The organism is Nocardia sp. BMG111209, from assembly GCF_000381925.1.
Lineage (GTDB): Bacteria > Actinomycetota > Actinomycetes > Mycobacteriales > Mycobacteriaceae > Nocardia.
In genome coordinates, this window is record NZ_KB907307.1 from 835,380 (window position 1) to 848,157 (window position 12,778).

The 12,778-nt window shown below is 70.7% G+C and carries 10 protein-coding genes; 8 read left to right on the plus strand and 2 right to left on the minus strand.

Annotation, left to right across the window (positions count from 1 at the left end; translation table 11 throughout):
- Positions 1 to 651 (minus strand): NAD(P)H-binding protein, encoded by a 651-nt coding sequence (locus tag G361_RS0103745; RefSeq protein ID WP_019925710.1) that lies wholly within the window; start codon positions 649 to 651, stop codon positions 1 to 3.
- Between the two features lie 496 nt (positions 652 to 1,147).
- On the opposite strand from G361_RS0103745, the gene G361_RS0103750 reads away from it, so the two are divergent.
- A complete protein-coding gene (locus tag G361_RS0103750; RefSeq protein ID WP_019925711.1) occupies positions 1,148 to 2,434 on the plus strand; it encodes a lipase family protein in 1,287 nt (428 codons plus the stop codon).
- Between the two features lie 24 nt (positions 2,435 to 2,458).
- On the opposite strand, the gene G361_RS0103755 is transcribed toward G361_RS0103750, so the two are convergent.
- The gene (locus G361_RS0103755) at positions 2,459 to 4,009 is read right to left on the minus strand and encodes an acyl-CoA carboxylase subunit beta (protein WP_019925712.1); all 1,551 of its coding nucleotides are present in this window, start codon (positions 4,007 to 4,009) and stop codon (positions 2,459 to 2,461) included.
- Positions 4,010 to 4,444: 435 nt separating this feature from the next.
- Here G361_RS0103755 and G361_RS42200 point away from each other — a divergent pair, with 435 nt between their 5' ends.
- From G361_RS42200 to G361_RS0103790, 7 genes are all read left to right on the plus strand, one after another.
- Positions 4,445 to 5,689: a CdaR family transcriptional regulator gene (locus tag G361_RS42200; RefSeq protein ID WP_019925713.1), complete on the plus strand. Its 1,245-nt coding sequence runs from the start codon at positions 4,445 to 4,447 to the stop codon at positions 5,687 to 5,689.
- Positions 5,690 to 5,698: 9 nt separating this feature from the next.
- Positions 5,699 to 6,667: an acyl-ACP desaturase gene (locus tag G361_RS0103765; RefSeq protein ID WP_019925714.1), complete on the plus strand. Its 969-nt coding sequence runs from the start codon at positions 5,699 to 5,701 to the stop codon at positions 6,665 to 6,667.
- A gap of 300 nt (positions 6,668 to 6,967) precedes the next feature.
- Positions 6,968 to 8,176 carry a triacylglycerol lipase gene (locus G361_RS0103770; protein WP_019925715.1) on the plus strand — a complete coding sequence of 403 codons (1,209 nt, stop codon included), beginning with the start codon at positions 6,968 to 6,970 and terminating at the stop codon, positions 8,174 to 8,176.
- Positions 8,177 to 8,433: 257 nt separating this feature from the next.
- Positions 8,434 to 9,816: an AarF/ABC1/UbiB kinase family protein gene (locus G361_RS0103775; protein ID WP_019925716.1), complete on the plus strand. Its 1,383-nt coding sequence runs from the start codon at positions 8,434 to 8,436 to the stop codon at positions 9,814 to 9,816.
- Positions 9,817 to 9,883: 67 nt separating this feature from the next.
- On the plus strand, positions 9,884 to 10,888 hold the full coding sequence (locus G361_RS0103780; RefSeq protein WP_026342653.1) for a zinc-binding alcohol dehydrogenase family protein: 1,005 nt from the start codon (positions 9,884 to 9,886) through the stop codon (positions 10,886 to 10,888).
- A 149-nt stretch (positions 10,889 to 11,037) separates the two neighbouring features.
- Positions 11,038 to 11,910, plus strand: coding sequence for an expansin EXLX1 family cellulose-binding protein (locus tag G361_RS46625; RefSeq protein ID WP_196814406.1), 873 nt, complete (start codon positions 11,038 to 11,040; stop codon positions 11,908 to 11,910).
- 194 nt (positions 11,911 to 12,104) lie between these two features.
- The gene (locus G361_RS0103790; protein WP_019925719.1) at positions 12,105 to 12,758 is read left to right on the plus strand and encodes a cutinase family protein; all 654 of its coding nucleotides are present in this window, start codon (positions 12,105 to 12,107) and stop codon (positions 12,756 to 12,758) included.
- Positions 12,759 to 12,778 lie beyond the last annotated feature (20 nt).

Here is a 12,778-nt window from a genome sequence, read left to right on the forward strand (position 1 = left end):
TCAGATCGCCGCGACCGCCCGGTCGATCGGGGTGGGGCCGGCGATGAGCTCCAGGGTTCTGCCGACCGTGCCGGGTGCGTCCAGTACGGCGGCGAGTACCGCGGCCACATCCGCGCGGGGGATCGCGCCGCGCGCACCCGGCGGCTCGGTGAGGGTCACCAGTCCGGTGCCGGGCTCGTCGGTGAGGCTGCCCGGCCGCACGATCGTCCAGTCCAGCGGGCGGGTGCGCAGATCGTCCTCGGCCTGGGTCTTCGCGTCGATGTAGGCCGCCCACACCTCGTCACCGCGGGTGACCGGCTGACCGGCGCCCGCCGACGAGATCTGCAGGAAGCGCGGCACTTTCGCGGCCTCGGCGGCGCGGGCCAGCAGGACCGACCCGTCGCGGTCGACGGTGTACTTGCGCGCGGCCCCGCTGCCCGCCCCGGCGCCGGCGGCGAACACCGCGGCATCGGCGCCGGCCAGCAGCGCGGTCACCTCGTCGATCGTGTTGTCCTCCAGGCTCAGTCGCGCCGGGCGGGCGCCGGCGGCCTCGAGATCGCCGGCGTGGGCGGGATTGCGTATCACTCCGATCACCTCGTCGCCGCGTCCGGCGAGCAACCGGGTCAGCAGCAGCGCGACCTTACCGTGTCCACCCGCGATGACGATGCGCATCTGGTCTCCCTCGACTCGGTACCGGTGTTCGGGTCGGCGCCCAGCATACCGACGTCGCGGCGGCCGCCAGGGCCCGCGACAGGCGCCGTGTCCGCATCGAGTCACCCGGCGGCGGCCGGTTGCGAACCGGCATCCAGCCGCGCACGAAACGAAAACGTCGCCCGACCAGGCGGTTCCGCGTCGCTACCCTCGAATTGTCCGGCGCGGTCGGCATCGCGGCCCGAGAGGGCCACGGTATCAACCGCTTTGGGACGACTCACAACGAAGTGATCTCGCCTGTTGGGGGTGGACCGTGCGGAATTGGTGGATTCCCGCTGCGGCGATTCTGATCCTGTCGGTACCGGCGACGGCGGTTGCGCAACCGCCACTGCCCGGCCTCCCGCCGTTGCCGGCGATACCCGGCCTACCGGCGATTCCGGGGCTACCGCCCCCCGCGCCGCCCCCAGAACCGGTTGCCCCGCAGGCGGATCCGGCAGCCGCACCGGCGCTCCCGGCGATGGGCCGGCTCGAGCTGCCGAATCTGCCCGAGGTGCAGCAGTGGATCGACCGGGTGATCCCGCCGCCGCCGATCGTGCCGCCGCCGGCCCCGGTGGCGCCGCTGCCCGGCCTGTCGCCGGATCTGGCCCGGTTGCAGGAGGCGGTGCTACCGACGGCGGTCGGCGATCCGTTCTTCGACTCCTGGCCCGACGGACTGGACGCCGCCGCACCCGGTGCGGTACTCGAGGTACGGGATGTGACCGCGACCGCGGCGCCGGTGCTCACCGCGCCGGTGCGGCAGGTGCTGCAACTGAAGTTCCGCACCACCGACGCGCACGACGGGCCCTCCTTCGCGACCGCCTCGCTGGTGCTGCCGTCGACGCCGTGGACCGGCGCCGGCTCCCGGCCGGTGGTGGTGAACAACCTGCCCATCGATGCGCTGGGCCGGGCCTGTACCGCGAGTTATTCACTGGCGCACGGTGTTTCGCCGGTATACACGAACGTCACCGACTTCCTGCCGCCCACCACGCAATTGGCGGTGTGGCGGGGGTACGCGGTGCTGATCCCCGATCACGAGGGCCCGCGGATGGCCTATGCGGAGCCGTATGTGGCGGGTCACGCCGTCCTGGATTCGATCCGCGCGGTGCGGCAACTGCCCTCGGGTGAGTTGGCCGACAGCCGGTTCGGCATGACCGGATACTCCGGCGGCGCGATCGCCACCCGCGGCGCGGTCGCCCTGATCGGTTCGTACGCACCGGAATTGGCCGATGTGGTGGTCGGCGCCGCACTCGGCGGCGTGCCCGCGGACTACGAACTGCTGGGCCGCAGCATGAACGCCAACCTCGCCGCCGGGTTCTTCCTGGCCGCCACCTTCGGCGTCGGCCGGGAGCGTCCGGAGATCCTGGCCGAGATGAACAATCTGGCCCGCTGGGCGGCGGTATCGCCGCTGAAGGACACCTGCGGCAGCATCTTCGCGGTTCCCGGCCTGCTGCAGCTGCCCATCGACCTGGCCGCCGACGTCCCCGATCCGCTGCACGGCGCGGTCGCGGCGGAGATCTACCGGATCACCGCCATGGCCGATATGAAATCGACTGTGCCGCTGTACATCTACAACGGCGAGCAGGAGTTCTGGATCCCGGCCTCGGGCGCGCGCAACCTGTTCCGGCAGCAGTGCGCACTCGGCGCGACCGCGGTGTACCGCAGCGTGTTCGGCGAACACGTGATCGCGGGCGTCGTCGGATATCCGGGCGCGATCAGCTGGCTGGACCAGCGACTGCAAGGGGTGCCGGCGCCGGACGAGTGCTGAGCCGTCCGGCGCCCGCACCGGCGATCAGAGCGGGACGATGCTGTGCTTGCGCGGATTGGACTTGCGGACCGCCTGCTTGTCGCGCAGCACCTGCAACGCCTTGCGCAGCTCCAGCCGGGTCTGCGACGGTTCGATCACCGCGTCGATGTAGCCGCGCTCGGCCGCGATCCACGGGGTGGCGACGGTGGCGTTGTAGAAGTCGATCATCTGCTGCTTGACCGTCTCGCGCTGCTCCGCCGGCACCGCGGCCAGCTGCCGGCGGCCGACGATGCTGACCATGCCCTCCGCGCCCATCACCGCGATGCGGGCGGTGGGCCAGGCCAGGCTGATGTCGGCGCCGAGCTGCTTGCAGCCCATGACCGCGTAGCCGCCGCCGTACGCCTTGCGGACCACGAGCGTGACGATCGGGACGGTGGCGTCGATCAGGGCCCGGAAGAACCGGCCGCCCTTCTTGATGACACCGTTGCGCTCCTCCTCGACGCCGGGCAGCACGCCCGGGGTGTCGACCACGAAGACCAGCGGGATGTGGTACGCGTCGCAGATGTGGATGAAGTGGGCGGCCTTGTCGCCGGACTGCGCGTCGAGCGCGCCGCCGAGCACCAGCGGCTGATTGGCGATCACGCCGACGGCCCGGCCGTCGACCCGCGCGAAACCGGTGATGAGGTTCTGCGAGTTGCCCGCGCCGACCTCGTGGAAGTCGCCGTCGTCGAAGATCCGCAGCAGGATCTCGTGCATGTCGTATCCGGACTTGTCGGCGTCCGGGATGATCGAGTCCAGTTCGAGGTCGTGCGCGGTGGTCTCGGGCTCCAGGCCCGGGTTGATCAGCGGCGGCTGCTCCAGGCAGCTCGACGGCAGGTAGCTCAGGTACTTGCGCACCCAGTCGAACGCTTCCTGTTCGGTGTGGGTGACGGCGTGCAGCAGGCCGTCGCGGGCCTGCACCGCCGCGCCGCCCAGCTCCTCGGCGCTGATGTCCTCGCCGGTGACCGCCTTGATGACGTCGGGGCCGGTGACGAACATATACGAATTGTCCGTCGCGACCAGAATGTCCATATTCACCGGGCCGTACACCGAACCGGCCGCGCATTTGCCGAGCATGACCGCGACCATCGGCACATAACCGGACAATTCGCCCTGCCAGCGGCACATCAGCGCGTACCAGGCCAGCGAGGTGACCGCGTCCTGGATGCGGGCGCCGCCGGAGTCGTTGATGCAGACGACCGGGCAGGCGTTCTCGTAGGCGAACTCCATCGCCGCGGAGACCTTGCGGCCGAACATCTCACCGACCGAACCGCCGTAGACGGTCTGGTCGTGCGCGATGACCACCACCGGGCGGCCGTCGATGTAGCCGCGACCGGTGACCACGCCGTCGCCGTAGAAGGCGTTCTCGGAGCCCGGCTGGCGCATCAGCGCGCCGGTCTCGACGAAGGTGCCCTTGTCCAGCAGCATCCGGACCCGTTCGCGAGCGCTGGGGATACCCTTGCTCCGCCGCTTGTCGATCCCGGCCTGACCCGCCGGTTCCTCTGCGACCTCGAGGAGCTTGCGCAGTTCCTGCAGCTTCTCGGCCGTGCCCGTCATAGCTCGCTGATGCCTTTCCGTACCGCCGCGGCCATCCGTCCGGTCGCGGGTGCCAGGGTCGGCACCACCTCCGTACGTTACCGGTTCGTGGTCTGTGCAACCAGTCATCGTCCGGACCCCGGGGGCCCGTTACGGAATAACCCGCGGAATTCGCGCCGAAACAGGCCCGGTTTTCGCTTCGAGCGATTTTGTGGGCCGCCCCGAATCGGCGCGTATCCGGTTTGAGAATTCTCATCGTTATGTCCGGATGCCGGTGACGGGCCCTTTCCGTCTCCGTAGCGTTATATCTCGAGCGTGGCGCCGGTGGATGCGCGGTCGGCGCCACGCTCATCGACTGGTCGCACGCGCCGGACCCGCCCGCTGTGGTGCGAGACCGAATCCCTCTTCCGGCGCATTCAGGTACCGCGCTTGGAACAGAGTCAGAGGTGATCGGCGATGACACGATCAGCACCGGTACTGGGCCGCACGCGGCCGCTGCGTACGGCCGGGAACGGCTCGATCCACCCGGCTGCCGCGCGGCTCGTGCCGCGGCTGCCGGAGGCCGCCCTCGCCGACCGGTTCCGGCCGGGGGAACAGGCCGGCGGCGATGCGGGCCTGCCCGCCGCGCTGCGCGGCTGCCTCGCGCTGGTCGCGGGCGCGAGTGAGGAGCCCGACGCCGCCGTCACCGTGGACCTGGTCGGCCGGGCCGCGCAATGGGCGCGCGAGGGGATCGACCTGGACATCGTGCTGCGCACCCTGCACGAGACGGTCCGCGGGGAACTGGCCGAAATAGCCGCCGAACGCCGGCGTCCGGACGAACTGCCCGGACTCGTGGACGCGGCGCTGCGGCTGCTGGAGACGGTCACCGTCGCCGCGACCGCGGCCTATCTGGACGAACACCGGCAGTCCGCCCGGCATCATCAGACCGCCGCGCAGACCCTGGTCACGGCACTGCTCAGCGGGCACGGCCGCACGGCGCTGGCCCAGCGCACCGGTATCGGCGTCGCACCCGCGTATCAGGTTGTGGCACTGGCGATCCCGCCGCATCCGGGGGAGCGGGACGGGCACGGCAATCCGGAATCGGCGGCGCGGCGGAAGTTGCGCCGGTTGCAGAGCGCGCTGGCCCCGACACTGGGTTCGCGCGCGCTGTCGCTGCTGTCGATCGACGGCGGCATCGTGCTGGTACCGCTGGATCCCCGCGACGAGACGTCCACCGCCCGGCTGGGCGCGCAGCGGATGACCGCGGATACGGTCGAGGTGCTGTCGGAGGCGGCGTCGGTGCCGCTGACCGCGGCCGTCGTGGACGGCGATACCGAGCGGATCCCCGAACTCGTCGGGCAGGCCCGCGAACTGCTGGACCTGGTACGCTCCCTGGGCCGTCCGCCGGGGCTGTACCGGCTGGCCGACCTGGCGGTGGAGTATCAGCTCACCAGGCCCGGGCCCGCCCGCGAACACCTCGCGGCCCTGCTCGGACCGCTGGCACCCCACCCCGACCTGCTGGAAACCCTGAGGATCTATCTCGATTCAGGTTTGGACCGCAAGGCCGCCGCCCGCCGGCTGGAGATCCACCCGAACAGTGTGTCGCATCGGATGCGGCGAGTCGAACGACTCGCCGGAGTGGATTTGAGCCATCCGGCCGGGATCTCGCGCGCCAGCCTGGCGCTGCTCGCCCTCGATCTGATAACCGACTCTCGGATATAAGGAGCTTGCGTGACTTCTGGCCTGACCGACGGGGACCTGCTCCTCGAGCTGGAACCGGTCGCCGCCCGCCTCCTCGACGAACACATCGGGAAGGCCAAACCCTGGAATCCCCACGACTACGTGCCGTGGGACGACGGCCGCAACTTCGCCGCGATGGGGGGCACGGACTGGGAACCGGGCCAGTCGCGGCTGTCGGAGGTGGCCCGGATCGCGATGGTCACCAATCTGCTCACCGAGGACAATCTGCCCTCGTACCACCGCGAGATCGCCGGAACCTTCGGCTTCGACGGCGCTTTCGGCACCTGGGTGGGCCGGTGGACCGCCGAGGAGAACCGGCACTCCATCGTCATGCGCGACTATCTGGTGGTCACCCGCGCGGTGGATCCGGTGGCCCTCGAGCAGGCTCGGATGACCCACATGACCACCGGCATCGCCAGTCCGGACGGGCCGCAGCTGCTGAAAGGCGTTGCGTACGTGACGTTCCAGGAGCTGGCCACCCGGATCAGCCACCGCAACACCGGCGGCGCCTGCGGTGAGCCGATCGCCGAGCGCATGCTGCAGCGGATCGCCGCGGACGAGAACCTGCACATGATCTTCTACCGCAGCATGTCCGCGGCGATCCTGGACCTGTGCCCGGACGACATGATGCGGGCGATCACCGAGGTCGTCACCCGGTTCCAGATGCCGGGCCTCACCCAGCCCAACTTCCGGCGCAACGCGGTGATCCTGGCCAAGCACGGCATCTACGACCTGCGGCAGCACCTCGACGTGGTGATCCGCCCGGTGCTGCGCAGCTGGAACGTCTTCGAGCGCACCGATCTGACCGGTCCCGGCGAACAGGCCCGCGACCGGCTCGCGGCCTACCTCGACGATCTGGAGGACAAGGCCCGGCGCTTCGAGGCGCAGCGGGAACGGGTGCTGGGCCGGCGCGAGCGCACCGACCACCTCGAGCGGAGGAGGGCCGGCGTGCGCGTCTGAGCCGGTCGGCGGCCGACGCGGGCGGAATTGTCCCGTGGCCCGGAACAATTCCGTCGTGATAAAACTGTGATTCGACACCGCGGTTCGCAATATTGCGAACCGCGGTGTTTTCGTGTGGGCCCGCTTGTAGCTTCTCACCACCGTGATTCGCCGGGGCTCGTGAGCTTTCGAAGCGTTCGGCCGAGACCGGCCGTGACCGGTTCGCCACCGTTCTAGCGTGAGCGCCATTCCGGGAGCCGGAACGCCGGAGGACCGGCATCCGGAACGGGGAACATCGTGGTTCGCAGGAGGGCTCGAAGAATGACACACACCATCCGCCGCCGGCCGTTGCGCGCGGCCGTCCTCGCGGGGGCCGCGGTGCTGGCCGCGGGATTCGCCACCGTCGGCGCGCATGCGGACCCGATGCCGCTCACCGCGGCCGATCCGGAGCAGCAGCTCGTCGACTACATCGCGCAGGGCGCGAAGAATCCGGATTCGCATCCGATCGCCGGTACCGGTTCCGCGTGCACCTCGGGCAGCGGCGCCGGCTCCGGGAACGGATCGGGCAACTGCTACGGCGGTTCCGGGTCCAGTTCGGGATCCGCGGGCGGGCGCTCCACCGATACGGTCGGCACCGGACCGGCCCAGACGGCCTTCCTCGCGGCCTTCGGCTACGCGCTGTTCCATCCGGATGTGGCGCCCCCGGGCGCGAACGACTGGAACTGCAAGCCGACGGCGGCGCATCCGGAGCCGGTGGTGCTGGTGCACGGCACCTGGGAGAACGCCTACGACAACTTCGCCTTCGTCAGCGGGCCGATCGCCGCGGCCGGGTTCTGCGTGTTCACCTTCGACTACGGCCGCTCGGACCTGCCGCAGGGCGGCGGCCTCGGGTCGGTGCTGCCGGGCGCCTACGGGACGGACCTCATCCAGGATTCGGCGCAGCAACTGTCGGCGTTCGTCGACAAGGTGCTCGGCGCCACCGGGGCGCCGCGGGTGGATCTGGTCGCGCATTCGCAGGGCGGGCCGATGTCGCGGTGGTACCTGAAGTTCGACGGCGGCGCGGCGAAGGTGCACCGCGAGATCACCTTCGGCGCGACCAACCACGGCACCACGCTGGTCGGGATCGGCGCGCTCGGCCGCGCGATCAACAATTTCGGCATCGATGTACTGGGCCTGGTGGAGATCTTCGTGGGCCACTCCGGGATTCAGCAGACCGTCGGGTCCGATTTCGTGAATCAGCTCAACGACGGCGGCGACACCGTGCCGGGCGTGGACTACACCGTGGTCGGCACCCGCTACGACGAGATCACCACCCCGTACGACCTGACCTTCCTGCAGCCGGGGCCCGGCGCGACGGTCCGCAACATCACCCTCCAGGACGGCTGCGACCAGGATCTGTCCGATCACCTCACGCTGATGTACTCGCCGCGGGTGCTCTCGATCATCCTGAACACCCTTGATCCGCAACAGAATCCGAATCTGGTCTGCACGTCCAACCCCTGGCTGCTCGGCGGTGGCGGCTCGCTGTGAGAGGTGCCGCCGCGGCCGCGTCCGGCGGGCCGGGCACGCGGACACGGTCGCGGCGGCGGATCAACCGGCGATCTCGTCGTACACTCTGTGCTTCGGGGCCGGTGGGTGATATGCCGGTCGTGCTCGGGTCGACGACAGTGGATCGGCGGCATTCGGACGTTGGCTTTCGGAACAACGAGGACAAGGCGGTCGTCAGCGGTGCAGAGTCGGATTCGGACAGAGGCGGGAACAGGGACCGGCGGCCGGGCGGGTGACCGGTGACGGCGGCGGCGGTCCGGACGGAGACCGTGCCGACGGTGCTGCGCCCGGCGCTGGAGAAGTTCGGTTTCGCGGAGCGGCGGCGCACCGCGGCGATCGCCGGGGTGCTCGGCGGCAACATCACCAGACGGATCGTGGCGCGCGGTGGTTTCGCCGGGCGCCGGCGCCGATTGGCGATGGCCGACGGCACCGTCGACGGTTTCGAGACCCTCGGCCCGATGTTCGTCAAACTCGGGCAGCTCATCGCCTCCTCGCCGGGTGCGTTCCCGAAGGAACTGGCCGACGCCTGCCTGCGCTGCCTGGACGACGTACCGCCGTTCCCGGCGATCGCCGCCCGCGCCACCATCGAGGCCGATCTGGGCCGGCCGATCGGGGAGCTGTTCCGCGAATTCGACGACCGGCCGCTGTCGGCGGCCTCGGTGGCCCAGGTGCACGCCTGCGTCCTGCTCGACGGCCGCGAGGCCGTGGTGAAGGTGCAGCGGCCCGATATCGCCCGCCGCATGATCGTGGATCTGCGCGCCGCCTACCGGCTGGCCGGTCTGCTGGAGAAGCGGTCGGAGAACGCGCGGGTCGCCAACGCCCAGGGCGTGGTGCGCGACCTGTACGAGACCACCATGGCGGAGCTGGACTTCCGCAACGAGGCGGAGAATCAGGCCCGCGCCCGGGCCAATCTGACCTCCTTCGGCGACAACACCCACGTCACGGTGCCCGAGGTGTTCTGGGAGTACTGCGGCCCGCGGGTGCTGTGCATGGAGCGGATGCGCGGTATGCCGCTGGACCGCTTCGACGACATCCGGCTGGTCCACCCGGATCCGGAGCTGCTGATCCGCCGCCTGGTGAAGGCGTGGCTGGAGAGCCTGATCACGCACGGCATGTTCCACGGCGACGTGCACGCCGGTAATCTCTGGCTGCTCGAGGACGGTCGCGCGGCGATGCTGGACTTCGGCATCGTGGGCCGGATGGCCGGTCCCTGGCGCGATTTCGTCGCCGCGCTGTTCCACGCGAGCGCGATCGACGGGGATTTCCGCCCGGTCGCGCGGGCGCTGCGCGAACTGGACATGGTCGATGCCGAGGCCGGCGACGACGCCACCATCGGCCGGCAGCTGGCCACCGCGCTGGCCCCGGTACTGGCCGGGCAGCTGGCCAATCTCGACATGGGTAAGGTGGCGGCCCGGCTGGTCGAATTCGGCAAGCGCCGCAACGCGTCCGGGCCGGAACAGCTGATCCTGATGGGTAAGCAGCTGGCCTATTTCGAGCGTTACGCCAAGGCGCTGGCCCCGGGCTGGCGGCTCGGGCAGGATCTCTACCTGTTCCGCAACATCTTTCCCGAGGAGGTGGCGGCCAAGGCCGCCGCGGAGGGCCTGGAGTTGCCCGCGGAATGACCGTGACCCGGCGGCCGGTACGCTGAAAAGGGGTGTGGCAGTGGGTTTCTCGGACACACCGCGCGAGATGACGGCCTGGCGGGTGCGGCGGCCCGGGCCGATCGGCGCCGGGCCGCTGGCGCGGGTGCGCGCGCCGGTGCCCGCACCCGCGGCGGGGGAGCTGCTGGTCCGGGTGCGCGCGTGCGGGGTCTGCCGCACGGATCTGCATGTGGCCGAGGGTGATCTGCCGGTGCACCGGCCGGCGGTGATCCCCGGGCACGAGGTGGTCGGGGAGGTGGTGGCGGCCGGGCCCGGCGTGCGGGCCGAACCCGGGGACCGGGTGGGGATCGCCTGGTTGCGCCACACCTGCGGGACGTGCCGGTACTGCCTGCGCGGCGCCGAGAACCTCTGCCCGAATTCGCGGTACACCGGCTGGGACGCCGACGGCGGTTACGCCGAATTCGCCGTCGTGCCCGCGGATTACGCGCATCCGCTGCCGGCCGGGTACTCCGATGCCGAACTGGCCCCGCTGCTGTGCGCGGGCATCATCGGGTATCGGGCGCTGCGACGGGCCGCGCTGCCCGACGGCGGGCGGCTCGGGATCTACGGCTTCGGCGGCAGCGCGCATCTGGCCGCACAGGTGGCGCTGGCCCGCGGCGCCGAGGTACACGTGATGACCCGGGATCCGGGTGCGCGGGAGCTGGCGCTGGCCCTCGGCGCGGCCTCGGCCCAGGGCGCCGCCGATCCGCCGCCGGTGGCGCTGGACGCGGCGATCCTGTTCGCGCCGGTGGGTGACCTGGTGTTGCCGGCGCTCGAGGCGCTGGACCGCGGCGGGGTGCTGTCGATCGCCGGTATCCATCTCAGCGATATCCCCTCGCTGAACTATCAGCGACATCTGTTCCAGGAGCGCGAGATTCGCTCGGTGACCGCCAACACCCGCGCGGACGCACGGGAATTCCTGGCCTTCGCCGGTGCGCACCGGCTCGAGGTGACCGTCCATCCGTACCCGCTCGCCGCGGCCGATCGCGCGCTGTCCGATCTGGCTCACGGGAAGTTTGCCGGTGCGGCGGTACTGATACCTGACACGCCGTAGACACGCCGAGTAAACCGCTCCGACCTGTCTATTCACCCCATACGTCCGGGGTTGTGCTGCTTTGCTGAACGGAAATTGCTGTCCGGAACAGTGCCGTACGGAACAGCATCGAACGGGAAATGGCGGGTGACGCGACGGAGGTGTGGCCGATGCATCGGGTGGCGCGGGACGAGCACGTTCGAGCGGTACGACCGTGGCTGTGGACCACGCTGGTGGTCGCCGGGATCGTGGCGGCCGTGGTGTGGATGTTGCTGCCGGCGCAGGCGGCCTGCCACGTCACGTCGAATCCGCCGCTCGCGAAAGCCGCCGGTGCGGTGAGAACCCCGGTGGCACAGTCGGTTCCGGATGCCGAGCACGTGGACGCGGCGGTGGTGCGGCAGGCGCGGTACTTCGCGCTCGGGACCGGTGAGCCGGCCTGCTCGTTCCCGGATCTGCCCGCCGACGGCTTCTACGTCGGCCTGCCCACCGACGAATTCGACGGTGGTGCGCTGTGCGGCGCCACCATGGATCTCACCGGCCCGCTGGGGTCGGTGCGCGCGGTGGTGGTCGATCGGTGTCCCGGCTGTGCCGCACACCAATACGACGTGAGCACCGCGGCCTTCGGCCGGATCGCGAACCGCACCGCCGGGGTCGCCGACGTCCGGGTGGCGCGCGTGCACAATCCGAATCCGGCGCCGGATCTGATGTACCGGGTGGAGAGCGGCTCCTCGTCCGACTGGCTCGGCCTGCTCGTCGCGGAGACCGGAAATCCGGTGAGCCGGGTGGAGATTCGGGCCACCGCCGGCGGCGCCACCCACACCCTCACCCGGGGGATCGACAACTGGTTCACGTCGTCGGGGGCCGGATCGGGCCCGTTCACCGCCGTGGTGACCGATACCGACGGGCATCAGGTCCAGGTGCCGGGCATCGTGCTGTCGCCGGGACGGGTGCAGCACACCGGGATTGCGCTCTACGAGGGTTCGCCGCCGCCCGCCCCGGCCGGGCCGGATCCGAAGGCGGCGCCCGCACCGACCTGCACCTGATTCCGGGAACGCCCCAGGTTTACTGCCGGTCGCCCCGGTACTCCGTCCGGATACGGTTGCGCGGCAATTGGATATACCTCCCGCAGGCGCGTTGCCGCCCCCGGGAACCGCACTTACCTTGGGCCTTGTCGGCTCCGGACCGTCGTCGAGGGCGAGGGTCGAGCCGCTCACAACGGCGTGAGTAGGTGAGAACGATGAGCGACCGAAAGGTGTTGCCGTCCAGGAAATGGCGTATCGCCGGGGTGGCGGCGGCCGTGGTCACGGCCGGTCTGCTGTACCCCGCTCCACGGGCCGAGGCGCAGAGTTGCGCGGCGGTGGAGGTGGTGGTGGCCAGGGGGACCCAGGAGCCGGGATATCTCGGCAGCGCGGTGGGCGATCCACTGTTCGCCGCGCTGCGAGAACGATTGCCCGTCGGTGTCGCCGGGTATCGGGTGAACTATCCGGCGGATCTGACGGATGTGTATTCGGTGGGCGCGGGCAGCGCGGATCTGGTGGCGCACATGGCATCCCGGGTGGCGGCCTGTCCGGCGCAGCGCTTCGTGCTGGCCGGCTATTCGCAGGGCGCGGCGGTGGTGCACACCGCGCTGGGTACCGGTGTCACCGCGGACGTTCCGGGCGGGGTCCGGCTGTCCGGCGACCTCGGCGACCGGGTGGTGGCGGTGCTGCTGTTCGGCGATCCGATGCGCCTCGGCGGCTGGAGCGTGCCCGGCCCATACCTGGGGCGCACCGGAAACTGGTGCGCCCCGGGCGATCCGGTGTGCGCGGGCGGCCTGGATCCGGCGGCGCACGTGGTCGCCTACGGTGACAGCATCCGCGCCGCCGCCAATTTCACCGCCGATCGGCTGTGAGCCGGTCGCGGCCGGCCCGG

Bases quoted from the DNA above. Each gene is read 5' to 3' on its own strand.
- G361_RS0103745 (WP_019925710.1), bottom strand. From the start codon at position 651: ATGCGCATCGTCATCGCGGGTGGACACGGTAAGGTCGCGCTGCTGCTG.
- G361_RS0103750 (WP_019925711.1), top strand. From the start codon at position 1,148: ATGGGCCGGCTCGAGCTGCCGAATCTGCCCGAGGTGCAGCAGTGGATC.
- G361_RS0103755 (WP_019925712.1), bottom strand. From the start codon at position 4,009: ATGACGGGCACGGCCGAGAAGCTGCAGGAACTGCGCAAGCTCCTCGAG.
- G361_RS42200 (WP_019925713.1), top strand. From the start codon at position 4,445: ATGACACGATCAGCACCGGTACTGGGCCGCACGCGGCCGCTGCGTACG.
- G361_RS0103770 (WP_019925715.1), top strand. From the start codon at position 6,968: ATGACACACACCATCCGCCGCCGGCCGTTGCGCGCGGCCGTCCTCGCG.
- G361_RS0103780 (WP_026342653.1), top strand. From the start codon at position 9,884: ATGACGGCCTGGCGGGTGCGGCGGCCCGGGCCGATCGGCGCCGGGCCG.
- G361_RS46625 (WP_196814406.1), top strand. From the start codon at position 11,038: ATGCATCGGGTGGCGCGGGACGAGCACGTTCGAGCGGTACGACCGTGG.
- G361_RS0103790 (WP_019925719.1), top strand. From the start codon at position 12,105: ATGAGCGACCGAAAGGTGTTGCCGTCCAGGAAATGGCGTATCGCCGGG.